The organism is Albibacillus kandeliae (assembly GCF_003116585.1).
Taxonomy (GTDB): Bacteria; Pseudomonadota; Alphaproteobacteria; order Rhodobacterales; family Rhodobacteraceae; genus Albibacillus; species Albibacillus kandeliae.
The window spans coordinates 82,686-108,023 of record NZ_QEHM01000003.1 but is presented as its reverse complement, the minus strand read 5'-3'; the positions used below and the strand labels follow the sequence as shown (position 1 = coordinate 108,023).

At 65.4% G+C, this 25,338-nt stretch carries 25 protein-coding genes and 1 riboswitch; of the genes, 5 read left to right on the top strand and 20 right to left on the bottom strand.

Annotated elements, in window-relative coordinates:
* Position 1: 1 nt before the first annotated feature.
* From DDT93_RS06485 to DDT93_RS06470, 4 genes are all read right to left on the bottom strand, one after another.
* The gene (locus tag DDT93_RS06485) at positions 2–823 is read right to left on the bottom strand and encodes an ABC transporter permease (protein WP_109465004.1); all 822 of its coding nucleotides are present in this window, start codon (positions 821–823) and stop codon (positions 2–4) included.
* Entirely contained in the window at positions 820–1,764 is a 945-nt protein-coding gene (locus DDT93_RS06480; RefSeq protein ID WP_109465003.1) for an ABC transporter permease, read from the bottom strand. The genes DDT93_RS06485 and DDT93_RS06480 overlap by 4 nt, the downstream gene beginning before the upstream one ends.
* An 81-nt stretch (positions 1,765–1,845) precedes the next feature.
* Positions 1,846–3,339, bottom strand: coding sequence for an ABC transporter substrate-binding protein (locus DDT93_RS06475; RefSeq protein WP_109465002.1), 1,494 nt, complete (start codon positions 3,337–3,339; stop codon positions 1,846–1,848).
* 274 nt (positions 3,340–3,613) lie between these two features.
* Positions 3,614–3,829 (bottom strand): hypothetical protein, encoded by a 216-nt coding sequence (locus DDT93_RS06470; protein WP_109465001.1) that lies wholly within the window; start codon positions 3,827–3,829, stop codon positions 3,614–3,616.
* 381 nt (positions 3,830–4,210) lie between these two features.
* Here DDT93_RS06470 and DDT93_RS06465 point away from each other — a divergent pair, with 381 nt between their 5' ends.
* Together DDT93_RS06465 and DDT93_RS06460 are read left to right on the top strand one after the other, a co-directional pair.
* Positions 4,211–4,801 carry a polysaccharide biosynthesis/export family protein gene (locus DDT93_RS06465; protein ID WP_232825387.1) on the top strand — a complete coding sequence of 197 codons (591 nt, stop codon included), beginning with the start codon at positions 4,211–4,213 and terminating at the stop codon, positions 4,799–4,801.
* 78 nt (positions 4,802–4,879) lie between these two features.
* Positions 4,880–6,235 (top strand): hypothetical protein, encoded by a 1,356-nt coding sequence (locus DDT93_RS06460; protein WP_157960116.1) that lies wholly within the window; start codon positions 4,880–4,882, stop codon positions 6,233–6,235.
* Between the two features lie 22 nt (positions 6,236–6,257).
* Here the strand turns inward: DDT93_RS06460 and DDT93_RS06455 are convergent, their stop codons facing one another.
* The gene (locus DDT93_RS06455) at positions 6,258–6,647 is read right to left on the bottom strand and encodes a DUF3307 domain-containing protein (protein WP_109464998.1); all 390 of its coding nucleotides are present in this window, start codon (positions 6,645–6,647) and stop codon (positions 6,258–6,260) included.
* Between the two features lie 237 nt (positions 6,648–6,884).
* Here DDT93_RS06455 and DDT93_RS06450 point away from each other — a divergent pair, with 237 nt between their 5' ends.
* The gene (locus DDT93_RS06450; protein ID WP_232825418.1) at positions 6,885–9,833 is read left to right on the top strand and encodes an ABC transporter transmembrane domain-containing protein; all 2,949 of its coding nucleotides are present in this window, start codon (positions 6,885–6,887) and stop codon (positions 9,831–9,833) included.
* Positions 9,834–9,836: 3 nt separating this feature from the next.
* Here the strand turns inward: DDT93_RS06450 and DDT93_RS06445 are convergent, their stop codons facing one another.
* From DDT93_RS06445 to miaB, 12 genes are all read right to left on the bottom strand, one after another.
* Complete coding sequence (locus tag DDT93_RS06445) at positions 9,837–11,285, bottom strand: amidase (protein WP_109464996.1); 1,449 nt, start codon at positions 11,283–11,285, stop codon at positions 9,837–9,839.
* Positions 11,285–11,569, bottom strand: a complete 285-nt coding sequence (locus DDT93_RS06440) for an ArsR/SmtB family transcription factor (protein WP_109464995.1) — start codon at positions 11,567–11,569, stop codon at positions 11,285–11,287. The genes DDT93_RS06445 and DDT93_RS06440 overlap by 1 nt, the downstream gene beginning before the upstream one ends.
* 104 nt (positions 11,570–11,673) lie before the next feature.
* Positions 11,674–12,906, bottom strand: coding sequence for a mandelate racemase/muconate lactonizing enzyme family protein (locus tag DDT93_RS06435; protein ID WP_109464994.1), 1,233 nt, complete (start codon positions 12,904–12,906; stop codon positions 11,674–11,676).
* A gap of 99 nt (positions 12,907–13,005) precedes the next feature.
* The gene (locus DDT93_RS06430; protein WP_232825386.1) at positions 13,006–13,650 is read right to left on the bottom strand and encodes a COG3904 family protein; all 645 of its coding nucleotides are present in this window, start codon (positions 13,648–13,650) and stop codon (positions 13,006–13,008) included.
* Positions 13,651–13,710: 60 nt separating this feature from the next.
* On the bottom strand, positions 13,711–14,892 hold the full coding sequence (gene metK / locus DDT93_RS06425) for a methionine adenosyltransferase (RefSeq protein ID WP_109464993.1): 1,182 nt from the start codon (positions 14,890–14,892) through the stop codon (positions 13,711–13,713).
* A gap of 5 nt (positions 14,893–14,897) precedes the next feature.
* Positions 14,898–14,947, bottom strand: a riboswitch (SAM-SAH riboswitch).
* 31 nt (positions 14,948–14,978) lie between these two features.
* Positions 14,979–16,481: an apolipoprotein N-acyltransferase gene (gene lnt, locus DDT93_RS06420; protein WP_109464992.1), complete on the bottom strand. Its 1,503-nt coding sequence runs from the start codon at positions 16,479–16,481 to the stop codon at positions 14,979–14,981.
* Positions 16,478–17,380 carry a hemolysin family protein gene (locus DDT93_RS06415; RefSeq protein ID WP_109464991.1) on the bottom strand — a complete coding sequence of 301 codons (903 nt, stop codon included), beginning with the start codon at positions 17,378–17,380 and terminating at the stop codon, positions 16,478–16,480. Before DDT93_RS06415 ends, lnt begins: the two co-directional genes overlap by 4 nt.
* A gap of 23 nt (positions 17,381–17,403) precedes the next feature.
* Complete coding sequence (gene ybeY, locus DDT93_RS06410) at positions 17,404–17,916, bottom strand: rRNA maturation RNase YbeY (RefSeq protein WP_109464990.1); 513 nt, start codon at positions 17,914–17,916, stop codon at positions 17,404–17,406.
* Positions 17,917–17,940: 24 nt separating this feature from the next.
* Entirely contained in the window at positions 17,941–18,948 is a 1,008-nt protein-coding gene (locus DDT93_RS06405; RefSeq protein WP_109464989.1) for a PhoH family protein, read from the bottom strand.
* A gap of 158 nt (positions 18,949–19,106) precedes the next feature.
* A complete protein-coding gene (locus tag DDT93_RS06400) occupies positions 19,107–19,406 on the bottom strand; it encodes a hypothetical protein (RefSeq protein WP_109464988.1) in 300 nt (99 codons plus the stop codon).
* A 10-nt stretch (positions 19,407–19,416) separates the two neighbouring features.
* Positions 19,417–19,983: an OmpA family protein gene (locus DDT93_RS06395; RefSeq protein ID WP_109465759.1), complete on the bottom strand. Its 567-nt coding sequence runs from the start codon at positions 19,981–19,983 to the stop codon at positions 19,417–19,419.
* 270 nt (positions 19,984–20,253) lie between these two features.
* Entirely contained in the window at positions 20,254–21,576 is a 1,323-nt protein-coding gene (gene miaB / locus DDT93_RS06390; RefSeq protein ID WP_109464987.1) for a tRNA (N6-isopentenyl adenosine(37)-C2)-methylthiotransferase MiaB, read from the bottom strand.
* A gap of 140 nt (positions 21,577–21,716) precedes the next feature.
* On the opposite strand from miaB, the gene DDT93_RS06385 reads away from it, so the two are divergent.
* Positions 21,717–22,592 (top strand): hypothetical protein, encoded by an 876-nt coding sequence (locus tag DDT93_RS06385; protein WP_109464986.1) that lies wholly within the window; start codon positions 21,717–21,719, stop codon positions 22,590–22,592.
* Between the two features lie 18 nt (positions 22,593–22,610).
* Here the strand turns inward: DDT93_RS06385 and DDT93_RS06380 are convergent, their stop codons facing one another.
* From DDT93_RS06380 to irrA, 3 genes are all read right to left on the bottom strand, one after another.
* A complete protein-coding gene (locus DDT93_RS06380; RefSeq protein WP_109464985.1) occupies positions 22,611–23,285 on the bottom strand; it encodes an FAD-binding oxidoreductase in 675 nt (224 codons plus the stop codon).
* A 69-nt stretch (positions 23,286–23,354) separates the two neighbouring features.
* Positions 23,355–24,152: a phytanoyl-CoA dioxygenase family protein gene (locus DDT93_RS06375; RefSeq protein WP_109464984.1), complete on the bottom strand. Its 798-nt coding sequence runs from the start codon at positions 24,150–24,152 to the stop codon at positions 23,355–23,357.
* Positions 24,153–24,213: 61 nt separating this feature from the next.
* A complete protein-coding gene (irrA, locus tag DDT93_RS06370) occupies positions 24,214–24,633 on the bottom strand; it encodes an iron response transcriptional regulator IrrA (RefSeq protein WP_109464983.1) in 420 nt (139 codons plus the stop codon).
* Positions 24,634–24,810: 177 nt separating this feature from the next.
* Here irrA and fabA point away from each other — a divergent pair, with 177 nt between their 5' ends.
* Positions 24,811–25,323 carry a bifunctional 3-hydroxydecanoyl-ACP dehydratase/trans-2-decenoyl-ACP isomerase gene (fabA, locus tag DDT93_RS06365; RefSeq protein ID WP_109464982.1) on the top strand — a complete coding sequence of 171 codons (513 nt, stop codon included), beginning with the start codon at positions 24,811–24,813 and terminating at the stop codon, positions 25,321–25,323.
* Positions 25,324–25,338 lie beyond the last annotated feature (15 nt).

Sequence of the window (25,338 nt, the reverse complement as noted above, 5' to 3'; positions counted from 1 at the left end):
CTCAGCGCTCCCTCGACAGGCGCGGGTCGGTGATGTCGCGCAGCCCGTCGCCCAGCAGGCCGAAGCCCAGAACCGCGGCAACGATGCAGAGCCCCGGGTAGATCGCGAGTTGCGGCGCGAGGTACATCAGTGTCTGCGCCTCAGACAGCATCCGCCCCCAGCTGGGTGCGGGCGGCTGGGCGCCGAGCCCGAGGTAGGACAACGCCGCCTCGGCAAGGATCGCCACAGCGAACTCGATGGTGGCCTGCACGATGATCGCCGCGCCGATGTTGGGCAGGATGTGATCCCACGAGATCACCGCGCGGTTCAGCCCGGCCGCCTGCGCCGCCGCGACGTACTCGCGCGTCCAGACCTGATTGGCCGAGGCGCGGGCCACGCGGGCGAAGACGGGGATATTGATGAACGAGATCGCCAGCACCGCGTTGGTCAGCGACGGCCCGAAGACGGCGGCCAGCATGATCGCGAACAGCAGGGCGGGAAAGGCAAAGCCGATGTCGGCGATGCGCATCACCAGATCCTCGACCCAGCCGCCGATGGCCGAGGCCAGCAGCCCCAGCGCGGTGCCGATGGAACCGCCGATCAGCACGGCGGCCAGCGCCACGGTCATCGAGTTGCGCGCGGCGGCCATCAGTTGCGAGACCACGTCGCGGCCCAGCTGGTCGGTGCCCAGCCAGTAGGTCGATGACGCTGGGCCGAACTTGGCCTTGATGTTCATCTGGGCAAAGTCATGCGGGGTCCAGACCAGCGACAGCGCGGCGGCGCCCAACACGAGCGCGACCAGCACGGCGCCGATCAGGAAGTTGACGGGCAGCCGGGTCTTCATGCGCGGGCCTTCAGTCTGGGGTCGATCACGACATAGAGCAGGTCGACGATGAAGTTCGCAGTCACCACGATGGCCGCAAAGAGCATCACCAGCGCCTGCACCGTCGGCAGGTCACGGTTCGAGATCGACTGGAAGATCAGCCGCCCGAGGCCGGGCAGGTAGAACACGTTCTCGATCACGATGGTGCCGGTCACCAGCGCGGCGAACTGCATTCCCACGATGGTCACGATGGGCACCAGCGCATTCGGCAGCACATGGCGCCACAGGATGCGGCGGCGCGAGAAACCGGTGGCGCGGGCGGTACGCACGAAATCCTGCCGCATGACCTCCAGCGCCGAGGACCGCGTGACGCGGGCCAGCACCGAGGATTGCACCAGCGCCAGCGCGACGGTGGGCAGGATCAGGCTGCGCATCGCCGCCACCGGGTCGTCCCAGCCCGCGAACCCGCCGGGCGGCAGCCAGCGCAGCTTCACGGCGAAGAGCAGCACCAGCAGCATCGAAAGCCAGAAGGCGGGAATGGCGATGCCAAGCTGGCTGATGAACATCATCCCCCAGTCGCCGGGCTTGCGGTGGTTGGCGGCTGCGCCGATGCCCATGACAAGGGCGAGGATGACGGTGAAGATCATGCCGGACACGGCGAGCGAGATGGTCATCGGAAGGCGCTCGCCGATCAGCCCGGCGACCGGAATGCCAAAGGAATGGCTGATGCCGAAATCGCCGTGCAGCGCGTTCCAGACCCAGTGAACGTAACGGGTCAGCAGCGGGTCGTTGAGGCCCAGCTGCTCGCGCAGGGCGGCAAGCGCGTCCTCGGTCGCATCCAGCCCGAGGATGGTCAGGGCCGGGTCGCCCGGCAGGACGTTCATCACCGCGAAAACGACGACGGAAACCGCGAACAGCGTCAGGACGAAGCCGAGCGTGCGGCGGAACAGGAAATAGCCCATGTCAGGAGAGTCTTCTCGGTGCCTTCGGTCCGGCGCGGAGCCGGGGACGGAGGGCGGGAATACCGCCCTCCGTCATGTCGGTCAGTTGACGGTCACGCCGGCCAGCGGCTGGTACAGCACCGGCGACGAGGTCCAGAAGCCGTCGATGTTGGCCTTGATCACGCTCAGGCGCGGCAGCTGGAACAGGAACCCGTGAACCGCCTGCTGGGCCAGTTCCTCCTGCCCCTGTTTCAGCAGCGCGTTGCGCTTCTCCGGATCGCTCTCGGTGCGGATGCTGTCCCAGAGCGCGGTGAACTCGGGGTTGTCGTAGCCGTAGAAGTAGTCCGGACCCTTGGCAAAGTTGCCCATGTCGTTCGGGCTGGTATGCGCGATGATGGTCATGTCGTAGTTCTTCTTCTTGTAGACCTCTTCCAGCCAGAAGCCCCACTCGACGTTCTCCACCTTGGCGTCGATGCCCGCGGCCGACAGTTCGGCCTGGATGATCTCGGCCGAGCGCATGGCATAGGGGAACGGCGGCACGCGCAGGGTCATCGTGGTGCCTTCGACCCCCGCTTCGGTGAACAGTTCCTTGGCCTTCGCGGTGTCATGCGGATAGGTCCCGGTCAGGTCTTCGTAGGCCGGGCCATGCGGCGGGTAGAAGCTGCCGATCGGAACAGCCATCCCATACATCGCGCCGTCGATGATCTCGTCGCGGTTGATCGCATAGCTCACCGCCTGACGGACCTTGAGGTCGTTGAACGGCGGCTTCGAGTTGTTCATGGCAAGGATCACCTCACCCTCGGTGCTGCCGATCTCGGTCTTGAAGCGCGGGTCGGCCTCGAACTGCGGCATCAGTTCCGGGGCGGGGAAGCCCGGGAATGCGTCGACTTCCTCGGCCATCATCGCGGCGCTGGCGGCAGCCGCATCGGCGATGAAGCGGAAGGTCACCTTGTCGAGCGACACGTCGGCCGCGTCGCGCCAGTCGGGGTTCTTGACCAGCACCAGCTTGTCGCCACGGGTCCAGCTGTCGAACTTGAAGGGGCCGGTGCCGATGGGCGTGGTGTTGTTGGCGTCCGCCGATTCCTCGGCGACGATGGCCGCATCGCCCTGCGCGAGGTTGAACAGGAAGAAGGCGTCCTTCTCGGTCAGCTTGATCTCGACGGTGGAGGGATCGACTGCGGTGACCGACGCGATGGGCTTGAAGATGCCCTTGGACGGGTTGGTGCTGCCCTCGGCCATGGCGCGGGTAAAGGCATAGACAACGTCGGCGGAGTCGAAGGTGGTGCCGTCGTGATAGGTCACGCCTTCTTCGAGCTTGAAGGTATAGGTCAGCCCGTCCTCGGAGATCTCCCAGCTTTTCGCCAGTGCGGGGAGGACCTCGCCGCTCTCGTCGACCGTGGTCAGCGACTCGTAGACGTTGGTCTCGAGCATCCCGTCGATGGAGGCGGTTGCGTCGGCGGTCGGGTCGAGCGAGGTCGGTTCCTGCTGGAGGCCGATGATGATGCTGGTCTCGGCCAGCGCGGGCGCGGCACCGAGCAGCGCACCCATGGCGAGGGATGCGGCTACACGCGCTGCGGAAAGGGACAGGTACGACATGTCAGGAATGCTCCTTGGATCCTGCGATATTTTCAGGGCGTCAAGGCGTAAGGAAACACCCCGTGCAAAGCATGCACGGGCCGTTCCTTCGCGGTCAATGCCTAGCGAGGCATCGTAACAACCAGATGACCGGATGTTGAAAGTTCACGCATTTACATGAAAAAGGCGCGGTCACCGCGCAGGCCGGCCCGGCGGATCAGGCTCCGGGCAAGTGGGATGCGAGGGCCCGAACGGGCCCATCGGGGGAATCAGCAGACGTCCGGAAAGCCCGGGATCAGGCGTTTGCCGTGCGGCGGGCCGGGGCGGCCTCGGTGCGGGCAAGGGCACGGACCTGATGCGCCATGGCCAGCATCAGCATCGCGGCGCTGCCTGCGGCGGCGTAGCTCATCAGGGCAAAGAGAAAGCCCATGCCCATGAACAGGGTGGTTGCGGCTGTGGTGGTTCCGGCAATCATGCCGATCAGGATCAGACCAAGTAACACGTCACTCATTCCCCGTTGGGTTTCAGGTGCTTGAGGTCACGCTCCCTGCAGATCTGGGCAAGAGTGTGGCGATTCCGGGATCAGGCCGGGGCAGGCGGTCGTTTCCATGCGTTTTCACGGATTTGTCTCTCGACATCCGGGGCCAGGGATCAAAATCCGGGCATCGGGGAGTCGGGCCCCCGACAAAAGGGTTAACTGTTTCCACGAATTAAGTTATTGCGGGGGCGAGCACGAGATTGTGTTGCGTTGGTGGCACGGGGGCGCTTCGAAAACGGGAGAAAACCGGTCTTTGCCAGTTCTTCCTTTGGGTTAGCGGCGATTTGGATTAGCGTCTGCGACGTGTTCCGCAGCGTAGACAGAGAAATCGACATGATGCGTATGATAAAGGTATTGAGTGCAGTTGTATTTGCACAGTTTCTGGCTGTCGCCGCCTCGGCGCAGGACAGCTACACGATCAAGCCGGGCGATGTGCTCCGCTTCGAGGTGCTCGAGGATTCCTCGCTGAACCGCGACGCCCTGGTCCTGCCCGATGGCCGCGTGACCGTGCCGATGGCAGGCACCGTCAAGGTAAGCGGCCTCAGCGTCGACCAGGTCCGGTCCGATGTGACCAGCCGCCTGGCACCGAACTTTGCCAGCCCGCCGACCGTTACCGTTTCGCTGGCGCAGCTCGGCCAGCCTGCGCCCGTGTCCGGCAGCGGCTACAGCACTCTCGAGGTCTTCTTCCTCGGTGAGGTCAACACGCCCGGCATGGTCGAAGTCCGCCGCGGCACCACGTTGCTGCAGGCCCTCGCACAGGCCGGTGGGTTCTCGCGCTTCGCGGCCACCAAGCGGGTCCAGCTTCGCCGCACCGACACTTCGGGCAAGCAGTCGGTCTACCTGTTCAACTACGACGACGTACTCGCAGGCAAGACGAGTATCGGAGCGACACAACTCGCAAAAGGGGACGTGATCGTCGTACCGGCACGGAAGCTGTTCGAATAAAATAAACAAATTGAGGCAGAGCAGTTGATAATCAGGGGGCTCAAGTCCGGAACTGCAATAGCAGCCATTCTAGCCATCGTGACCGCTCCGACGTTCGCACAGGACGATCAGGGCGGTCTTCGCATTCAGCTAGGGGTGCAGCAGGGTTTCGGCTATGGCGACAACCTCGCGCTCGGCGTTCCGGGCAGCGTAACTAATCCCGAGGAAGGCAGCAGCGCGCTGTCGACCTCCTCCTTCGCGCTTCAGCTCGAAAGCATCACCCGGACGCAGGAGTTCCGCCTGCAGACGGGTGGGTCGCTGCGCTATGGTCACCTGCCCGAGGGCAGCACCCAGAGCACGGGCTTCGTCGATCCCTTCGTCTCGCTTTACTACAAGCGTGAGGGGGCCGCGTCGCGTTTCACCTTCGATGCGCGTCTCTCCGAGACTTCGATCTCGCAGGCCGCGCCCCTGTGGGAGTTCTCCGACGAGGACGGCCTTATCGCGCCGCCCGCGGACCTCGGTCAGCTGACCGGGACCGGCACGCGGCAGGGCTACGCGGTGCGGACCGAGCTTGAAACCGGGATCGACTCGCCGATCGGGTTCCGCCTCGGGCTCCGGGCGGAAGGGGCGGACTACGAGGATGCGACCTCGACCAGCCTCACCCCCTACGACCGCTATACCGTGACCGGCAGCACCTACTTCCGGTTCAACGAAATCACCTCCGCCGTGCTCGACCTGCGCTATTCGCACTACAGCAACGATTCCGGCGATCCGGACCGCGAGACCAAGACCGCCGAGGTCGGCTTCGACCGCGACCTCGCCAGCGGCGGTACCCTATCGGCCCGCATCGGCTATACCCAGACCGACCAGGGCGACCTCTTGCTCGGCAGCGAGGCCGACGGTGTGACCGGGCGGCTCGGCTACAGCCAGCCCCTGCTGAACGGTTCGCTGGGGGCCACCTACGGGCGCACCCGCGACAGCGACGGCGAGATCGACAACGTGATGCTCAGCCGTCGGCTGGAGCTTCCGCTCGGCCGGGTCGACGTCCGGCTCGGCGCAACCAGCCTATATGGCGCGTCGCCGGAACTGGTCGGCGGCCTCGGCTACAACGGCAGCACCCGCACGGGCGGCTACTCGGTCCGACTGGACCGGACGGTCACCTCCGACTCCAACGACGAGAGCCGGTTCACCACGCTGTTCTCGGCGCAGTACAGTCAGGACCTGACCGCCTATTCCAGCTTCGTCGCCAGCCTGTCCTACTACCAGCTGGACGAGACCTCGCTGGAGAACGGGGTCGAACAGACCAACCTGCGCCTCGGCTACCAGTACGAGCTGACGCAGGACTGGTCGCTGAACTCGGGCATCAGCCTACGGTCGCGGGATGAAGACAACGTCGGCAAGGCGGATTCACAGGAAGTCTACCTGAACATCGCCCGCAAGTTCGATCTGAACTGAGCCAACGAAACAGCGAATGGGCCTAGGCGGCCCATTCCGCCCATACCCACGCCATCAGAACGTAGGTCAGGTGATGCAGCGCCTGGTCAAAGCCGTTCGCGCGCCAGTACCCGGCCTGCGTCGGGCCATAGCCCTTGGTCTCGGAATAACGCGCCTTGCCCCAGTCGATGTTGAAGTGCACGACCCATTCGGCGACCACCAGCACGAGGATCAGCCAGATCGGGGTGCCGACGATCATCAGGACAATCGCCGAGCCGATGGCATGCACGCCCGCGTGCTGCGCGCGCCCAAGGTGCCAGTACTCGCCGCGACCCGAGAGCATCCGGGGGGTCTGCAGGAAGTAGTCCGCAAACATGTGCTTGATCTGCAAGAGGCAGATCAGGATCAGAACCGAGCTCACGGTGGCGGTCAAACAACGTCTCCGGCATGGCTTTACGAGATCAGCTTAGGCAGTTCGTTCCCCCCACGCAATCTTTCCGCACCACCCCGGACCGCATTGGGGCGCAGACCTCTTGATACAATGTTGCGAAACAGTAGTCTGAGCCGAAAGACCGGGCATACACTCGGCTGACAAGACGGGGACACGGTCATAGAATCCAGCCTTTTCAAGTTCATCTGGAAATATTCCAAGCGAGACCAGCTTATCCTTCTGCTGGTGACGGCAACGCTGTTTCCGCTCCTCTACCTGACGCTGGAACTTCCCAAGCGGATCATCAACGACGCCATCGGTTCGCAGACCTCGGTGATCCAGTACTACGGGTTCCAGTTCTCGCAGGTCACGTTCCTCGCCATCCTCTGCGCCGCCTTCCTGTTCTCGGTGCTGCTGCACGGGCTGGTGAAGATGCGCATCAACACCATGAAGGGCATCCTCTCGGAACGGATGCTGCGCCGCTTTCGCTACCAGCTGATCGGCCGCGTGCTGCTCTTCCCGCAACCCTATTTCGAGCGGGTCAGCCAGGGCGAACTGGTGTCGATGGTCACTGCGGAGAGCGAGCCGATGGGCGGCCTGATGGGCGACGCGATCAGCCAGCCGGTGTTGCAGGCCGGGCAGATGGTGACGATCCTCGGCTTCCTCTTCGTCCAGAGCTTCTGGTTCGGTGTGGCGGCCTGCGCACTGATCCCGCTGCAGGCGTGGATCATTCCCCGCATGCAGCGGCAGATCAACCGGCTGAACAAGATCCGGATCCAGGAGGTGCGCATCCTCGCGGCCGACATCGGCGAAAGCGCGGCAGGGGTCGCCGCCATCCGGGCTCACGGCGGCTGGCGCTATCGCATGGCCAAGATCACGTCGCAGCTCGGACGCCTGTTCGAGATCCGCTTCGAGATCTACCAGAAGAAGTTCTTCATGAAGTTCATCAACAACTTCATTGGCCAGCTGACCCCCTTCTTCTTCTTCTCGATTGGCGGCTACCTCGTGCTGCAGGGCGCGGTCTCGCTCGGGGCGCTGGTCGCGGCGCTGGCGGCCTACAAGGACCTGTCCTCGCCGTGGAAGGAACTGCTCGACTACTACAACCAGACGCAGGACATGTCGGTCCGCTGGGAAGTGATCACCGAGCGCTTCGCTCCGGCAGGCATGATGGACGAGAGCCTGTTCATCGGCCAGCCCGACGAGATCCCGCGCCTGAACGGCGACATCCAGCTCGATCACGTCACCGTCCGCGACGCCGATGGCAACGCGGTGCTGGAGGACCTCAACACCGTCCTGCCCGGGGGCCGGGTGATCGCCATTTCCGCCTCCAGCTCGGAGGACCGCAAGGCGCTGGCAGAACTGCTGACCCGCGAAGTGCTTCCGGCCAGCGGCACCGTCCGCATCGAAGGGCTCGACCTCAAGGGCCTGCACCACGGTGTAATCGCGGCGCGGGTGGGGCATGCGGACGCCCGTCCGCTGCTGTTCCAGGGCACCTTCGGCGACAACGTGATGATGCCGATCCGCCGCCGCCCGCTGACCGAACCGGAAGACGCCGAGGCCCACGCCGAGGCAATGCGCGCGGGCAACAGCAGCGATCCGCTCGATGCCGACTGGCAGGATCCGGGCGCCGCCGGTTTCGACACGGTGCAGGAACTCTACGACTGGTGGCTGCACCTGATCGAGGGCATGGGCCCGGGCAACGCCCTGTTCCGGCGCGGGCTGGATCAGAGCTTTGACCCCGAGCGCCATCCCGAACTCGCCGCCCGGATCGTTGTGCTGCGCGATCGCCTCCGCTTTGCCGCCAGCGAGGCCGGCCTCGCGCGCTTTGTCCACGTGTTCGACCGCGACCGCTACAACCCGGCCCTGCCGGTGGCCGAGAACCTGCTGTTCGCCGTGCCGCGCCGCCCGATCACGCCCGAGCTGCTGGCCAGCCAGAGCGGGTTCCTGAACCAGCTGCGCGAACTGGGCCTCGACAAGCCATTGGTGGCTCTCACGCTCGACGTGATCGACATGCTGCGTCAGATTTTCGGCTTTGACGGCACCGATCATCCGCTGTTCCGCGACCTCGGCCTCGACCCGGAGATCTACGAAAGCGCGCTGACACTGGTCGAGCGCACCCGCGCCTCCGGCGCCGCCTCGCTCAGCACCGAAGAGCTTGGCCGCCTTCTGACCATTCCCTTCCGGCTCTCGGCGGAAAAGATCGGCCCGGCCTTCTCCGAAGACATGCAGGCGCGCATCCTCGAACTGCGGCACAGCCACTCCGAAACCATGCTGGCCCAGCTCGGCGATCTCTTCGCGCCGCTGGATCCGACGGAGTTCGCCCCGGGCCTTACGGTGCTGGAGAATGCCCTGTTCGGAAAGGTGTCGCAGGACATCGGCAGCCGGGCGGACGACCTTCGCAAGATGGTCGCCGCAGTGCTGATCGAATTCGGCGCGCAGGAGGGCGTGGTCCAGCTGATCTACGACCTGCCGATCTCGCTCTCGGGCTCGAACCTCTCGGCCATGTACGCCGAGCCGCTTGCGCTTTCGCGCGCCACGATCCGGCGTCCGGACGTGCTGATCATGGACCAGACCCTGGCCAGCTACAGCATGGAGACCCGCATCGCCGTGCACCGCAACCTTCGGCGTCAGCTTCCGGAGACAACCATGATATACTTGGATGACAAGTTCGAGGACGAGGGTGTCTTCGATCTCTACCTGGAACTGCAACAGGGGCGTCTGGTGACCGAGGGCAAGGGCGGGATAAGCGAGGACGACAGCGCCGCGAGCGCCGATCTGGGGCGCAAGGTCCGCGCGCTGGAGCAGACCAGCCTGTTCTCGACCCTCAGCCGCAAGCAGCTTCGCCTGCTGGCCTTCGGTGCCAAGTGGTTCGAGGCCAAGCAGGGCGAGACGGTCTTCCTCAAGAACGACCAGCCGACCGACGGGGCCTACCTGATCCTCGAGGGCGAAGCGGGCATGTACCTCCCGCGCGAGGATGGCCCCGACCAGCTGATCGTGGTCTCGAAGTCGGGGACGCTGGTGGGTGAACTCGGGCTGATCCGCAACGAACCGCGCGCGCTGTCGATGGTGGCCGAGACCGATCTCAAATGCCTGCGCATTGGCGCCAAGGAGTTCCTTGCCGTGGTCGAGAATGACGCCGCGACCGCCTTCAAGCTGTTGCAGGTGGTCGCGGGCTACGTCTCGAACTGAGGCTCAGTGCCGCCGGATCGGATCAATCGGCGCTGACGGCAGGGCCAGGGCCTCTTCGATGAAGAGGGCCGCCTGCAACAGCACCGCTTCGCCGCGCGGGGGGCCGATCAGCTGAACGCTCACCGGCAACCCGGCGTCGGTAAAGCCCGCAGGCATGGCCAGCGAGGGCAGCAGCGAGGCGACCGAGAGGAAGGAGAACCGCAGCCAGTTCTCGTAGGTGCCGATCTCCTTGCCGTTGACGAACCGGGGGAAGTCCTCCTCCACCGGCGCGGGTGCGATGCCGACCACCGGGATCGCCAGCACGTCGTAACCCTCGAGGAAGGTGCGCATGATGTCGTAGATCTGCGACCGGCGGGTCATGGCGGCGTAGATATCGTCCAGCGTCAGGCCCATGCCGTAATCCACGTTGGCCCGCAGCCGCTCGCCAAAGGTTTCCTTCACCGCCTGCGGCAGGCTGCCGACCACGGCGCCATAGTGCAGGCCGCGCAGGGCGAGGTAGGTCTCGTTCAGGTAGGGCAGGTCCGGGCAGGTCTCTTCCACCGTGGCCCCGGCGGCGGCGACGGTTTCCATCGCGCCCCGCAGCTTGGCGCGGATCTCGGTCTCGACCGCGGCAAAGCCGTTCTGATCCTCAGAGAAGGCAATGCGCGGCGCGCGCGGGGCCCGTGCAACCGCCTCCTGGAACGACTCGGCCGGCGCGTCGAGCGAGAGCGGCATCCGCGGATCCCAGCCGGTCATCGCGTCGAGGAACAGGGCGATGTCGCGCACGTCGCGGGCCATCGGGCCCGAGGTCGCCTCGGGCAGGAACTTGGCTGCGGCGGGGCCGCCGCCGCATCGGCCGGGCGAGGGGCGCAGCCCCAGCACGCCGCAATGCGCCGCGGGCGTGCGCAGCGAACCCATCAGGTCCGAGCCCTGGCTCAGCCAGACCTCACCCGTGGCCAGCGAAACCGCCGCCCCGCCCGACGAGCCGCCCGCGTTCATCCGGGTGTCCCACGGGTTGCGCGTCGCGCCCGCCACAGCGTTCTTCGAGTTGCCACCGGCACCAAACTCGGGCGTGTTGGTCTTGCCCATCACCAGCCCGCCACGCGACTCCAGCCGCTCGACCATCGGCTCGCTCTCCGGCGCGATGAAATCCTTCATCGCGAGGTTGCCGAAGGTGGTGCGCACGCCGGCGACGTTGTTCAGGTCCTTGATCCCGATCGGCAGCCCGGCGAGCCAGCCTGCCAGCAGCGCGTTGGCGGCGGCATGGTCCGGCAGGTCGGCGATCTGGGCCCGGGCGCGGTCCGCGCAGACGGTGACCATCGCGTTCACATCGTCTTCGACCTGCGAAATCCGCGTGGCCGAGGCCTCGACCAGGTCGGCCGGGTCGAGTGCGCCCTTCCTCAGGTCGGCGACGATCTCGCGGGCAGGGCGGGCACAGAGCTCTGGCCCGCTAAAGGTGGTATCAGGGCGCATTACTTGGCTCCGCAGAAAAACTTGTAGAGAAGACCGATCATTTGCTCGGCGCGATCATCGGCGAGAGAATAGAACACCGTCTTGCCCTCGCGGCGGGTGGCAACCAGCCCCTCGTCGCGCAGCCGGGCCAGCATCTGGCTCACGGCGGCCTGTCGCATGTCCAGCAGTTCCTCCAGGGCGCTGACCGATTTCTCGCCCTGGCAGAGATGGCACAGGATCATCAGCCGACCCTCGTGCGCAAGTGTCTTGAGCCATGTCGCCGCCTCGGCGGCGCTGGCTTGCATGTCAACTGGGCTTTCCGGGGGGAGTATCTTTACAGTCTCAATCGTCACGTTATCGGCGCCTCGGTATTCTTATCCGCGCATCATGACGAAGCGGTCCGGCCCTGTCACCCCTCTGTGACCGGCGCACCTCCCTGAAAGGCGTTCCCATGCGCATAATCGCAGGGATCGTCCTGCATCTGCAGGTGCAGGTGATCGCCGGAATAGGGATGCGCACGGGCAAACGCCTCGTCCACGTCGATACCAAGACCCGGCGCGTCGGAAAGCCGGACAAAGCCCTCCTCCACCCGGATCGAGCCCCGGATCAGCCGGTCGTGGAACGGTGTCTCGATGGTTTCCGCGATCAGCAGGTTGGGGATCGACGCGGCAAGGTGCAGGTTGGCTGCCCATTCCAACGGACCGGCGTAGAGGTGCGGCGCCATCTGGGCGTTGTAGGTCTCGGCCAGCGCAGCAACCTTCTTCATCTCCCAGATACCGCCGGCCCGGCCAAGGGCGGGCTGCAGGATGCTGGCCGCGCCCTGCCGCAGAACCTCGGCGAACTCGGCCTTGGTGGTCAGCCGCTCGCCGGTTGCTACGGGGATGCCGACACTGTTGGCGACCTGTGCCATCGCCGCGTAGTTGTCGGGCGGCACCGGCTCTTCGAACCAAAGCGGCTGATAGGGCTCCAGCGCACGGCCCATGCGGATCGCCCCGGCGGTAGTGAACTGCCCGTGGGTGCCGAACAGCAGGTCCGCCTTGTCGCCGACCGCCTCGCGCACCGCCTTGCAGAAGGCGACCGAGAGGGTGATGTCCGTCATCGCGGGCATGTGGCCGCCGCGCATGGTGTAGGGCCCGGCTGGATCGAACTTGAGCGCGGTATAGCCCTGCCGGACCATCTCCACTGCCGTTTCCGCCGCCATCTCGGGCGAGGTCCAGAAGGCACCGATCTCGTGATGGGGCAGGGGATAGAGGTAGGTGTAGGTGCGGATCGCGTGATTCATCATCCCGCCCAGCAGGGCATAGACGGGTCGGCCGCGATCCTTGCCTAGGATGTCCCAGCAGGCGATTTCCAGCCCCGAGAAGGCGCCCATCACCGTCAGATCGGGGCGCTGGGTGAAGCCCGAGGAATAGACCCGCCGGAACATCCACTCGATGTTCTCGGGGTTCTGGCCCAGCATGTGGCGTTCGAACACGTCGCGCAGCACGGCCGACATGGCATCCGGTCCGACACTGCTGGCATAGCATTCGCCCCAGCCGGTGATGCCGGTGTCGGTCGTGACCTTGACGAGGATCCAGTAGCGCCCGCCCCAGCCCGGGGCCGGCGGCGCGGTGACGATGATATCGAGGTCCTGGAGTTTCATGCGCGCCTTTCCTCTGCTGTCAGGCGCGAGTTGGGCATATCGGCGCCCCGGCTGCAACCGCGCCCTGCGACATCGGGTGTCGCAGGGTGACAAGTCAGCTTATTCCGTCAGGACCCCGGCCGCCTGCAGCTCCGAGCGATGCGGCCGCCACATCTCGGATTGCGGGTTCCGGATGCTCTCGATCGCGAACATAGGATCGACCCCGCGCGAGGTCAGGTACTTCAGGTGCGCATAGACCTCGTCCTGCGTGTCCCGGTACATCCACGAGGCAAAGTCGAAGGGCGACTGCCAGCCGCGCGACTCGCGTTCCTTCTCGTAGTAGCCCGCGATGTTCTCGGCAGGCCAGTACACCTGATGAAACCCGATCCGCGATCCGCGCGACATGGTCCGGTGCGCCCCCGCGAGAAAGACCAGCACGCAGGAACTGTCGCAGTCGCCGTGGATATGGGTGTCGAGCCCGAAGTCGAGCACGATGTCGCTCATCTGCGAGGCGGCGTAGAGTTCACCGCCAGATGAATTGAGCTGAAGCCGGGTGATCGCCTCGTTGCCGCGCAGCAGATCCAGCATGATCGCGACGTCTTCCAGCGCGATGCCCGAGGTTTCCCCGGGGCCGGGCGTTTCCGAGTCGTAGGTCAGTGTGTCGCCATCGACGGCGAACTTGGCCGTGCCGGAATCGGCCAAGGCGGGGCTGGTGACGAGGGCCGTCAGCACGGCAAGAACCGGAAATGTCGCGCGCAGTCCCATCACCCCGGCCTCCCTGATCTTCCGACCGGGGCCATTGGCCCCGGCCGTCGTGTCATGGTCTCAGACCGCCGCCTTCAGGGCGTCGACCAGATCGGTCTTTTCCCAGCTGAAGCCGCCGTCGGCATCGGGTTCGCGCCCGAAGTGGCCGTAGGCCGCAGTGCGCTGGTAGATCGGCTTGTTCAGCTTCAGGTGCTGACGAATGCCGCGCGGCGACAGGTCCATGACCTTGCCCACGGCCTTCTCGATCTGCTCGGCGGTCACTTCGCCGGTGCCGTGGGTCTCGGCATAGATCGACAGCGGCTGCGAGACGCCGATGGCATAGCTCAGCTGGATGGTGCACTTGTCGGCCATCCCGGCGGCGACCACGTTCTTGGCGAGGTAGCGCGCGGCATAGGCGGCCGAGCGGTCCACCTTGGTCGGATCCTTGCCCGAGAAGGCGCCGCCGCCATGCGGGGCCGCGCCGCCGTAGGTGTCCACGATGATCTTGCGGCCGGTCAGGCCGGCGTCACCGTCGGGGCCGCCGATCACGAACTTGCCGGTCGGGTTCACGTGCCAGATGGTGTCCTTGGTCAGCCAACCCTCGGGCAGCACTTCCTCGATGTAGGGCGCCACGATCGCGCGGATGTCGTCCGAGGTCAGGTCCGGGTCGAGGTGCTGGGTCGAGAGCACCAGCGAGTGCACGCCGACGGGCTTGCCGCCGCGGTAGATCACCGACAGCTGGCTCTTGGCGTCGGGCCCCAGCGCGGGCTCGGTGCCGTCCTTGCGCACTTCGGCAAGGCGGCGCAGGATCGCGTGGCTGAACTGGATCGGCGCGGGCATCAGCGCTTCGGTCTCGTTGGTCGCAAAGCCGAACATGATGCCCTGATCGCCGGCACCCTCGTCCTTGTTCTCGGCCGCGTTCACGCCCTGCGCGATGTGCGCGGACTGCTCGTGCAGCAGGTTGGTCACCTCCACGGTCTCGTGGTGGAACTTGTCCTGCTCGTAGCCGATGTCCTTGATGCAGGCCCGCGCGATATCGTCGATACGCGCCATGTAGTCGTGCAGCTTGTTCTGGTCGGAAAGCCCGATCTCGCCGCCGATGACCACGCGGTTGGTGGTGGCAAAGGTCTCGCAGGCGACACGCGCCTCCGCTTCCTCGGTCAGCAGGGCGTCGAGAACGGCGTCGGAAATGCGGTCGCAAACCTTATCCGGGTGACCCTCGGAGACGGACTCCGAAGTGAAGATGTAGTTATCGCGGGCCATGAAATCGCTCCATTGGTGTTTCTACCATCACGCCAGGAAGCCGTTGTGATGGGACCAGACCGGGTTAAAGGGGGGGCGGTGCCGGGTCAATCGTTCTTTGTCCGGCGGCTGTTTAATTTGTGGAATACCAGCCCCGCGAGCAACACAAGGCTCAGAAGGAAGGCCGGCCAGTCCCCGGTGCGCGCATAGAGACCCGGGGCACGGGGCAGGGGCAGTGTCACGTCCAGATAGCCCGGCTGACCAAGCGGCAGGCTGTCGACGACGCGGCCGAAGGGGTCGATGACGCCGGAGATCCCGGTATTGGCGGCCCGCACCATCGGAAGGCCCTGCTCAATCGCCCGCATCCGCGCCTGCGCAAGGTGCTGATAGGGGCCCGAGAAGGTGCCGAACCACGCATCGTTGGTGATCTGCAGCAGCAGGTTGGGGCGCGACGGCGCATTGTTCACGTCCTGCGGGAACACGGCCTCGTAGCAGATCAGCGGCAGGGCGCGCCCGATGCCCGGCAGATCGACCAGCCGTGGCCCCGGCCCGCTGGCCATGTCGCCCGGCACGACGCTCGCCAGCGCGCCAAGCCCGAGACGGGACAGCAGCGCGCTGTAGGGCAGGTACTCGCCGAAGGGCACGAGGTGGTGCTTGTCGTAGAGGTCCGAAACGCGCCCTTCCGGGTCGATCACGGCAAGGCTGTTGTAGTAGCCGGCCTCGTCCGGGCGCAGTACGCCAAGGGCCACCGGCGTTCCCTGCGCGGCGGCGACGATCTCGCCCAGCGGGTCATCGACGCCCTCGATGTAGTTCGGCGCCGCGACCTCGGGCCAGACCACCAGGTCGGGGCGGGGTTCGGCGGCGGTGTAGTCGAGCTGCCGCTGGAAAAAGATCGGCACATAGGCCGGATCCCACTTGAGCCTCTGCTCGGCATTGGGCTGGACCACGCGGACCGTCTTGGCCGGTGTGTCCGGCGCGGTCATCGGTCTCGGCGCGGCCAGCACGGTGGCAACCGCGACGGCCACGGCGGGCAACAGCGCCAGCAGTCGCCTCCGGCGCGCCACCACCAGCAGCGCAAGGGGCAGGGTGGCGGCAAAGGTCGCGAGGTTGAGACCGGCGGGGCCGACCCAGTAGAGCAGCTGTGCGACCGGCGTGTCGATCCAGACCTGCCCGGGTGCGGCCCAGGGAAAGCCGGTGAAGAGGTAGCCCCGCCCCAGTTCGGCCAGCGTCCATGTCACCGCCAGCGCGGTGACGCGCGTGGCAGGGCCCCGTGTCAGCCAGCAGGCGGCGAGGGTAGCCGCCCCCCAGAACAGGGCGAGCCCGCCATCCATGAAGAAGATCGCGAAGGGCGCCAGCCACCCATCCCGCGCCGGGTCGACCATGAAGGGTTCGACCAGCCAGATCAGACCGAAGGCGAAATAACCAAAGCCAAAGGCCCAGCCGGTCCAGAATCCGGCTCGCGCACGTTCGATGCCGGTCACCAGCCAGCCGAACCCGGCAAGCCCCAGCACCGTGGCGGGCCAGACCTCGAAAGGAGCCAGCCCGAGGGCCGCGACCACGCCAAGCAGCAGGGCCAGCGCAAGGCGCCGTCGCGGTGTCAGTCGGATCATTCCGCCTTGGCCGGCAGGCGCACCCGCAACCGCTTGATCCGGCGAGGATCGGCATCGACCACTTCGAACTCGGGACCGTCAGGATGCGCGACGACTTCGCCGCGCGCGGGCACCCGGCCGGAGAGCATGAAGACCAGCCCGCCCAGCGTGTCGATCTCTTCCTCGTCCACCTCGTCGTGATCGGTCAGCGATTGCCCGATCTCGGCCTCGAATTCCTCCAGCGGGGTCTTGGCCAGCGCGATGTACTGGCCCGGCTTTTCCTTGACCCAGGTCTGGTCCTCGTCGGTGTCGTGCTCGTCCTCGATCTCGCCCACCACCTGTTCGATCAGGTCCTCGATGGTCAGCAGCCCGTCGACCCCGCCGTACTCGTCGATCACCAGCGCCATGTGGCGGCGTTCGGTCTGCATCTTGGTCAGCAGCACGCCGATGGGCATGGAGGGCGGCACGAACAGCAGCGGCCGCAGCATCTTCGACAGGTCGAACTCGGTGGTGCCGCCGTTGAACCCGTGGATCAGCGCAAAGTCCTTGAGGTGGACGAACCCGATGGGGGTGTCCAGCGTACCCTCGTAAACCGGGATCCGGGTCATGCCGCTGTCGCGGAAGACCTTGACCAGATCGGCCTTCGAGATGGTGTTGGGAACCGCTACGATCTCGGCGGTTGGTATCGCCACGTCTTCCACGCGCATGCGATGAAGGTTCATCAGGCCGCGCGGCTGGGCGGCCACGTGCCCCAGCCCGTTGGCCTCGTCGACTTCATCGTCTTCGGTGGTAGAGAATGCTTCGAGGATACGACCGAAGAAACCCGGCCTCTCCTCTGGCGTGTCGTCCACCTGATCGGTGGCACCGTTCTGCGAAAGCGCGCTCTGCGCTGCGCTAGAACTGCCGTCTGTGTCGCCCATCTGTCCTTTTCCAAAAAGAGCCCTCAGGGCCCGTCCAAATCCTTATATGGGTCATCGAGCCCCAATTCGCCAAGTATAGTTGTCTCTAGCCCTTCCATCAACGTGGCATCGGCGTCACGCACGTGATCATAGCCCAACAGATGTAACAGACCATGAACGATCAGGTGGGTAACGTGATCCTCCATGCGTTTGCCCTGTTCGGCGGCCTCGCGTTCGCAGGTTTCCCATGCAATCGCGATGTCACCCAGCGTAATTTCGCCCATGATGTCGGGCTCGGGCGCGCCCGGCGTCTCCCCGGCGATCTCGGCAGCAAGGTCGGCCTCGGGCCAGCTCAGCACGTTGGTGGGCACGGGCTTGGCGCGGAAGTCGGCGTTCAGCACGGCGATGCGGTCGTCATCGCAGGCCAGCAGGCTGATCTCGCACTCGTCAAGGTCCAGCCCGAGGTGGTCGAGCGCGGCGGCGCAGGCCCTGTCGCACAGCGCCGAGAGGCCAAGGGCCTCCCAGCGGTCGTCTTCGATGGTGATGTCGATGCTCATGGCCGTCCCGGCGTGCGCCGGGGATCAGGCTGGTCCGGCATCGGCCTCATAAGCCTCGATGATCGCGGCCACAAGCGGGTGGCGTACCACATCCTTGCTGGTGAAGTAGTTGAAGCCGATCTTCGTGATGGGCTTGAGCAGGCGCTCGGCGTCGGCAAGGCCGGAGGTCACGCCGCGTGGCAGGTCGACCTGGCTGCGGTCCCCGGTGATCACCATGCGCGATCCCTCGCCAAGACGGGTCAGGAACATCTTCATCTGCATGGTGGTCGCGTTCTGCGCCTCGTCCAGCAGCACGAAGGCGTTGGACAGGGTGCGCCCGCGCATGAAGGCCAGTGGCGCGATCTCGACCCGCTTTTCCTCGAACATCTTCTGCAACTGCTTGCCCGGCATGAAGTCGTTCAGCGCGTCGTAGAGCGGCTGCATGTAGGGATCGACCTTGTCCTTCATGTCGCCGGGCAGATAGCCGAGCTTTTCGCCCGCCTCCACCGCCGGACGCGACAGGATGATCCGGTCGACGTGGCCCTGGATGAACATGGTGACCCCGACCGCGACGGCGAGGTAGGTCTTGCCGGTACCCGCCGGGCCGATGCCAAAGCACAGCTCGTGTTCGAACAGCGACTGGACATAGGCCTTCTGGGCCTCGGTGCGCGGTTCGACCGGCTTCTTGCGTGTCTTGATCTCGAACTTGCCGCCCCGGAACATCTCGAGCTGATCGCCCGCATCCGGTGCCTCATCTCCGCCCATGCGGAACTCGCGGTCGATGTCTCCGGCTTCGACGGCCTTGCCGGCCTCGAGGCGCGCGTAGAGTGCCTTCAGGACCTGTTCCGCGCGTTTGGCCGTGTCGGGCTCGCCGTGAATCGCCAGCAGGTTGCCGCGCCGCAGGATCTGGACGCTGAGCTTCTGTTCGATTTCCGTCAGGTTCCGATCGTATTCACCGCAGAGGTCGATGAGCAGGCGATTGTCAGGGAATTCGATCAGCACTTCGCCGAGTGCAGTCGGTGTTTGCGGTGGGGTCAGGGCGCCAATGGCCAATCCGCTCTCCTGTATTCTCGATCTGGTTTCAGATTGCCAAGGTCGTCCCGATGGCGCAAGCCGCTCCGTCCCGATTTCAGGAAATTGAAACAAAAAAGCGGCCGCCTGTCGAAAAGGCGGCCACTTGGTCCCTCTGGACGTCGGCAGAGTTTCGCCGGTCAGATGGTATCGGGAACGGTCGAGCCATCCTTGAACGGGCCGACGGCGGTGTTCGGCGGCGCGATGCCGGAGCAGACCGGGCGGCCATAGGAATCGAGCCGTGCGTCCATGTAGCCCTCGAGACCGTCGTCGATGATCCAGTGATCGCAGCCGTTGGGGTCGACCCAGATGCCGGCTTCGAGAATCCCGAGGCCCTTCGAGTCGATGCCGCGGTCGGCGGTCATGTCGCCCATGTTGGCGCCGCAGGCGGCAAGTGGGGCGAGGGCGGCGAGAACGGCGAGACGTTTGATGATGATCATGGCAGGGTCCTCACTGCAGGCAGATGATTTCGACACGGCGGTTCTGTGCCATGCCCGCAGCGGTATCGTTGCTGGCGCGCGGCTGACGCTCGCCATAGCCGCGCACGTCCTGCAGCCGGACACCGGCCCGCTTGGCCACCACGGCGACGGCGTTGGCGCGGCGCTGGCTCAGGGCCATGTTGTACTCGTCGGAGGCGCGGCTGTCGGTGTGACCGGTGATGATGAAGCCCGACGGCGCCTTGGCGCGCTGGAAGAAGTCGATCAGGCGGCGCTGGCCCTCGGCGCTGATGGCGGACTGGTTGGTGGCGAAGTACTGGTCGGTCGGCATGATGCCGCAGACCTTGCCACGGCGGCAGACCGGACGCCCGTCGCGGGTCAGGTGGGGGCTCATGTAGCCCTCGGCGCCATCGTCGAGCACCCAGTGCTCGCAGCCGTCGGGATCGACCCAGATCGAGGGGACATAACGCTCGCCCTTGATCGTCTCCTGCGCGGCGGAGGCACCGGGAACCAGGATGGTTGCAACACTCAGGACCATCGCCGCCACTGCGGCGCACGCACTCTTACTCAAGGCCAACATCCTGGCACATTCCTCGCCATGTTCGCGCAGGTCCATCCCCGGACTCCCCAGTGGCAGGGGCTGCGCTCTTCGAGGGATCTATACCAACTCGTGGCGAAATCTGGGCGAAATTGTGACGGCACGGCCAGATTCAGGCCGGTTAAGGCAACATTAAAGGTGAATCCTGGCGTATTGTTGCCCATTCGGGCGGCGATCCGGCGCCTTCGGCCATGTCATTGATGCGAATCGGTTTTTCGCGGGGCAGCGTCCGGGGCGCGCCGATCCCGGTGATCAGGCCACGCGCTCGCCACGCAGCGAATTGGGTCCGCTGTCGACGATCTTCACCTGTGCCAACTGGCCGACCTGCAGGCTCGGGTCCTGAACGTGAACCGCGTGGAGGTAGTCGGACTTGCCGACCATCTGCCCCTCGAACCGACCCGGCTTTTCGAACAGAACGCCGACCGTCCGGCCAACCATCCCGTCCTGCGCCGCGCGCTGCTGTCGGGTGATCAGGGCCTGCAGGCGATGCAGGCGATCATCCTTCACCGCCTCTTCCACCTGCGCCCGTTCCGCTGCCGGGGTGCCTGGGCGGGTCGAGTACTTGAAGGTGAAGGAATAGCCGAAGTTCACTTCCTCCACGAGGTCGAGCGTCGCCTGGAAATCCTCCTCGGTCTCTTCCGGGAAACCGACGATGAAGTCGCTCGACATCAGGATGTCGGGCCGCGCCGCGCGGATACGCTCGATCAGCTTGAGATAGCTCTCGACCGTATGGCTGCGGTTCATCCGCTTGAGGATCTTGTCGGACCCCGACTGCACCGGCAGGTGCAGGTAGGGCATCAGTTTCCTGCACTCGCCATGCGCCTCGATCAGGTCGTCGCTCATGTCGTTCGGGTGCGAGGTGGTAAAGCGGATGCGCTCCAGCCCGTCGATGTCGTTCAGCGCCCAGATCAGCCGCGCCAGCGACCAGTCGCCGCCCTCGCCCGCGCCGTGGTAGGCGTTGACGTTCTGGCCCAGCAGGGTGATCTCGCGCACCCCGCGCTCGACCAGATCGCGCGCCTCGGTCAGGATGCGGTCGGCCGGCCGGCTCACCTCGGCCCCACGGGTATAGGGCACCACGCAAAAGGCGCAGAACTTGTCGCAGCCTTCCTGCACGGTCAGAAAGGCCGTCGGCCCGCGCTGCGCCTTGGGGCGGCTCTTCAGCTTCTCGAACTTGTCTTCCTCGGGAAAATCGGTGTCGAGCGCCTTTTCCCCAAGCCGGGTCTTCGCCTCCATCTCGGGCAGGCGGTGATAGCTCTGCGGGCCGACCACGAGGTCGACCAGCGGCTGGCGGCGCATGATCTCCTCGCCCTCCGCCTGCGCGACACAGCCCGCCACGCCGATCTTCAGGTCGGGCTTGGCCTCCTTGAATTCGCGAAAACGGCCCAGTTCGGAATAGACCTTTTCCGCCGCCTTCTCGCGGATGTGGCAGGTGTTCAGCAGGATCATGTCCGCGTCATCGGGGCGGTCCGTCTCGACATATCCCTGACCACCCAGCGCCTCGGCCATGCGTTCGCTGTCGTAGACGTTCATCTGACAGCCATAGGTTTTGACGTAGAGCTTTTTCGGCGCGGTCATCGGGTCAACCTTCGGGTCTCGGGCGGGAAATTCGATCAGCCGCCTGCCTTAGCGGCTTAGGCGAAGTCTTGCAATGCAGGCGGACTTAACGGAGTTTGGGCAAAAATGCCAGCAGCAGGACCAGACCCGACGTGACCCCGATGGCAGGCCCATCCCATGCCTCGCTGGACGATGTCCTGCGCCAGCACACCGCTCTGCTCTCGCGCGGGCCCGTCGCCGTCGTCTTCGTGGAAGACGAGGTCGAGGTCGCCTCTACACTTGAACACAATCTCGCCCGCGGCTTCGCCACCGTCCTTGCCCTCATGCCTGCCGGTTTCGCGCTGCCAGCCGAACTGGAGCGGCGGGTGGTGCGGGTCGATTTCGACCCGACGGCATCGGGCGCCTGCGTGGGGGCGATGAACCGGCTTATCGCCGCCGCCCCCGGCACGTGGTTCTACTACTGCTACAATGCCGAATACCTGTTCTATCCCTTCTGCGAGAGCCGGACGATCGGCGAGATGCTGGCCTTTCACGGCGAAGAGCGCCGCGACGCGATGCTGACCTACGTCGTCGATCTCTACGCCGGCGATCTCGAGGCGTTTCCCGGCGCGGTCTCGCTGGATCACGCCTGCCTCGACAAGTCGGGATACTACGCCCTCTCGCGCACCGACCCGGCGACCGGGCAGCCGCGCGACCGTCAGCTCGATTTCTTCGGGGGGCTCCGTTGGCGGTACGAGGAACACATTCCCAAGGCCAGCCGCAGGATCGACCGGATCTCGCTGTTCCGCGCGGCCCCCGGCCTGCGCCTGTTGCCCGATCACACCTTCAGCGATCAGGAATACAACACCTACGCCTGCCCGTGGCATCACAACCTGACGGCGGCGGTCTGTTCCTTTCGCACGGCCAAGGCGCTGAAACGCAACCCCGGCTCGACCTTCGACATCGACACCTTCCGCTGGCACAATTCCACGCCCTTCGACTGGACGTCGCGACAGCTCATGGATCTGGGGTTGATGGAACCCGGCCAGTGGTTCTGACCGGGGGTCCGACCGGCCTCAGTCGAAATCCTCGGTGACGATCCGGTTCTCGGCAACGCCGATCTCCTTCAGCGCCTCGGCGATGTCGTCCAGCATCGCGTCGGGCCCGCAGACATAGCAGGTATCCGACCCCACGCTAACGACCTGCTTCAGCAGCCCGGCGCCGATCTTGTCGCCGGAGAACGGGCTCTCAGGCTGATCGGTCACGACATAGCGCGTCTTGAGGCCCGGCATCTTGTCGAACCATGTCCGCAGGATGATGTCGTCCTCGGTCTTGTTCGAGAAGACCAGCGTGTTGCCGTCGAGGGTGCCGGACGCCTGCAGCTTGGCCCGCAGGATGGCGATGAAGGGGGTAACCCCGGCCCCGCCCGCGATGAAGGTGCCGTCGCCCTCGTCCTTGATGGCGCCCCAGGGCTCTTCGATCAGGACGGTGTCGCCCGGCTTCATCCGCGCGATGCGCTTGGTGACGCCGTCATGGTCCGGGTAGGACTTGATGACGAACTCAATCGCCGCCTCGTCCGGCAGGGAGGTGAAGGTAAAGGGGCGCTTCTCGTCGCGCCATCCGTCACGATCCAGCGCGAGATCGACCGCCTGACCGGGCATGAAGTCGATCCCCTCCGGCCGGTCAAAGATCAGGTGATTCACGTCATGGGTGACGGGACGAATGTCCTGCAGAGTGAGCTTGGTGGTCATGAGAGCCTCCGTTTCTCCTGTCTTGACGGAGAAAACGAAGCCGGGGGCGCGGGGGTTCCCGCCGCCGGATCAGCGGCGCCAGATGACCGGGAACCAATCCTCGCGCAGGCGCTGTCCCTGGATCATGTCATGCCCCGGGAACGGGGGAGAGCAGGGGCCCGGCCTGTCGACGTAATAGGCGTCATCCCCGACCAGCCGCAGGGAGAAAGCGCGCCGGCGCTGCCCCGAGCTGTTGCCGCGCGCGCCGTGCAGGGTGCGGAAATCAAAGGCGACGGCATCGCCCGGCTCCATCTCGAACTCGACGATGCGCATGCCTTCCGCCTCGGGGTCCGGCACCGGCATGTAATCCTCGATGCCCGGAAAGAACGGCTGCTGCGCCGCCCAGCGGGTCGGCAGCACTTCCTTCTCCCAGCGGTGCGATCCCGCGACACAGCGCAGCGCGGCCTCGCGCACCGGGTCCAGCGGCACCCAGAAGCTGACGGTCTGGCGGCCTGCGACGAAGTAATAGGGGCTGTCCTGATGCCACGGCGTCGCCATCGAGGTACCGGGTTCCTTGACCAGCACGTGATCGTGGAACATCTGCACCGTGTCCGACTGCATCAGGTCCGCGGCCACCGCAGCCACGGGGGCCTCGCCGATGGCGGTCTCGAACTCGCGAATCCGGGTCCAGTTGCAGTAGTCGTCGAAGAACCGCCCGCTCTCGCCGTCGCGCTTGTTCTCGGAGGCATAGGGGCCGGGGGCGTCCATGTTGCGGGCAATGCCCTCGCGCAGCACGTCCACCTGATCGGCGAAAAGACCGCGCACGATGACGACGCCGTCCCGCTGGTAGGTTTCGACATCCTGCTCGGAAATCAGCGGGTGAACCATGTCGTTCTCTTGGAATCGTAGGGCTTTGACAGCAGGGCTTTAACAGGCGCGCGGGCGCGCCTCAGGACTTGCGGCGCAGGCGGATGACAACTTCGACCGAGGCGATCTCGGCCCCTTCCGGGGCTTCAGGCAGGCGCGTGATGACAAGCTGCTCCGAGGGTGCGTCGCTCAGCCGGGAATCGTCTTCCCAGTAGAAATGCGGGTGATCGTGGGTGTTGGTGTCGAAGTAGCTCTTCGAGCCATCCACCGTGACTTCCTGCAACAGGCCGGCATCGCAGAACGCACGCAGCGTGTTGTAGACCGTCGCGAGCGAAACGGAGTCGCCGTTGGATTTGGCCGCGTCGAACAGGCTTTCCGCCGTGACGTGCCGGTGCTGACCATCGCCCACCAGAAGCTCGGCCAGCGCGACACGCTGCCGCGTCGGGCGCAGGCCCGCCTTGTCGAGCCAATTGGTCGCGATTTCTGTCGGCTTCAGCGTCATTTCCGCTCTCATTTCTCCGGATATCAGGCAATATAAGGTGTACAGGGAAGGAATTTCAAATGAAAATCATTCTCAACCGGGCTCTGTAACGGGCATCGGGACGCCACGGCCCGCCTTGCGGGACCCGGCGGCCGGGTGCTAGAGGGGGCAGGATCAAGGAGCAGGAGAGGCCGGCGTATGGCGAATTATCCCACCAGCTTTGACAAAGAGGGCTTGCTGAAATGTGCCCGGGGCGAGTTGTTCGGACCCGGCAATGCGCAGTTGCCCTTGCCGCCGATGCTGATGATGGATCGCATCACCGAGATCAGCGCGGATGGCGGCAGCCACGGCAAGGGTCACGTGATTGCCGAATTCGACATCACCCCCGACCTGTGGTTCTTCGACTGCCACTTCCCCGGGAACCCGATCATGCCGGGTTGCCTCGGGCTGGACGGGCTCTGGCAGCTGACCGGCTTCAACCTCGGCTGGCGCGGCATGCTGGGCCAGGGCATGGCGCTGGGCGTCGGCGAGGTCAAGCTCACGGGCATGGTCAAGCCTGACCGCAAGATGCTGACCTACTACGTCGACCTGACCCGCGTCATCGACCGCAAGCTCAAGATCGGCGTGGCCGACGGACGGGTTGTCGCCGATGGCGAAGAGATTTATTCGGTGAAAGACATGAAGGTGGGTCTGGCTGCGGCCACGACCTGATTGCCCCGCGCGGGC

Coding starts and splice junctions, on each gene's coding strand:
- fabA (WP_109464982.1), top strand. CDS start 24,811: ATGGCGAATTATCCCACCAGCTTTGACAAAGAGGGCTTGCTGAAATGT.
- DDT93_RS06440 (WP_109464995.1), bottom strand. CDS start 11,569: ATGCAAGCCAGCGCCGCCGAGGCGGCGACATGGCTCAAGACACTTGCG.
- miaB (WP_109464987.1), bottom strand. CDS start 21,576: ATGACCGCGCCGAAAAAGCTCTACGTCAAAACCTATGGCTGTCAGATG.
- DDT93_RS06475 (WP_109465002.1), bottom strand. CDS start 3,339: ATGTCGTACCTGTCCCTTTCCGCAGCGCGTGTAGCCGCATCCCTCGCC.
- metK (WP_109464993.1), bottom strand. CDS start 14,892: ATGGCCCGCGATAACTACATCTTCACTTCGGAGTCCGTCTCCGAGGGT.
- DDT93_RS06445 (WP_109464996.1), bottom strand. CDS start 11,285: ATGCGCCCTGATACCACCTTTAGCGGGCCAGAGCTCTGTGCCCGCCCT.
- ybeY (WP_109464990.1), bottom strand. CDS start 17,916: ATGAGCATCGACATCACCATCGAAGACGACCGCTGGGAGGCCCTTGGC.
- DDT93_RS06415 (WP_109464991.1), bottom strand. CDS start 17,380: ATGGGCGACACAGACGGCAGTTCTAGCGCAGCGCAGAGCGCGCTTTCG.
- DDT93_RS06430 (WP_232825386.1), bottom strand. CDS start 13,650: ATGGGACTGCGCGCGACATTTCCGGTTCTTGCCGTGCTGACGGCCCTC.
- irrA (WP_109464983.1), bottom strand. CDS start 24,633: ATGACGCTGAAGCCGACAGAAATCGCGACCAATTGGCTCGACAAGGCG.
- DDT93_RS06435 (WP_109464994.1), bottom strand. CDS start 12,906: ATGAAACTCCAGGACCTCGATATCATCGTCACCGCGCCGCCGGCCCCG.
- DDT93_RS06395 (WP_109465759.1), bottom strand. CDS start 19,983: ATGTTGGCCTTGAGTAAGAGTGCGTGCGCCGCAGTGGCGGCGATGGTC.
- DDT93_RS06375 (WP_109464984.1), bottom strand. CDS start 24,152: ATGGTTCACCCGCTGATTTCCGAGCAGGATGTCGAAACCTACCAGCGG.
- DDT93_RS06470 (WP_109465001.1), bottom strand. CDS start 3,829: ATGAGTGACGTGTTACTTGGTCTGATCCTGATCGGCATGATTGCCGGA.
- DDT93_RS06380 (WP_109464985.1), bottom strand. CDS start 23,285: ATGACCACCAAGCTCACTCTGCAGGACATTCGTCCCGTCACCCATGAC.
- lnt (WP_109464992.1), bottom strand. CDS start 16,481: ATGATCCGACTGACACCGCGACGGCGCCTTGCGCTGGCCCTGCTGCTT.
- DDT93_RS06480 (WP_109465003.1), bottom strand. CDS start 1,764: ATGGGCTATTTCCTGTTCCGCCGCACGCTCGGCTTCGTCCTGACGCTG.
- DDT93_RS06485 (WP_109465004.1), bottom strand. CDS start 823: ATGAAGACCCGGCTGCCCGTCAACTTCCTGATCGGCGCCGTGCTGGTC.
- DDT93_RS06400 (WP_109464988.1), bottom strand. CDS start 19,406: ATGATCATCATCAAACGTCTCGCCGTTCTCGCCGCCCTCGCCCCACTT.
- DDT93_RS06385 (WP_109464986.1), top strand. CDS start 21,717: ATGGCAGGCCCATCCCATGCCTCGCTGGACGATGTCCTGCGCCAGCAC.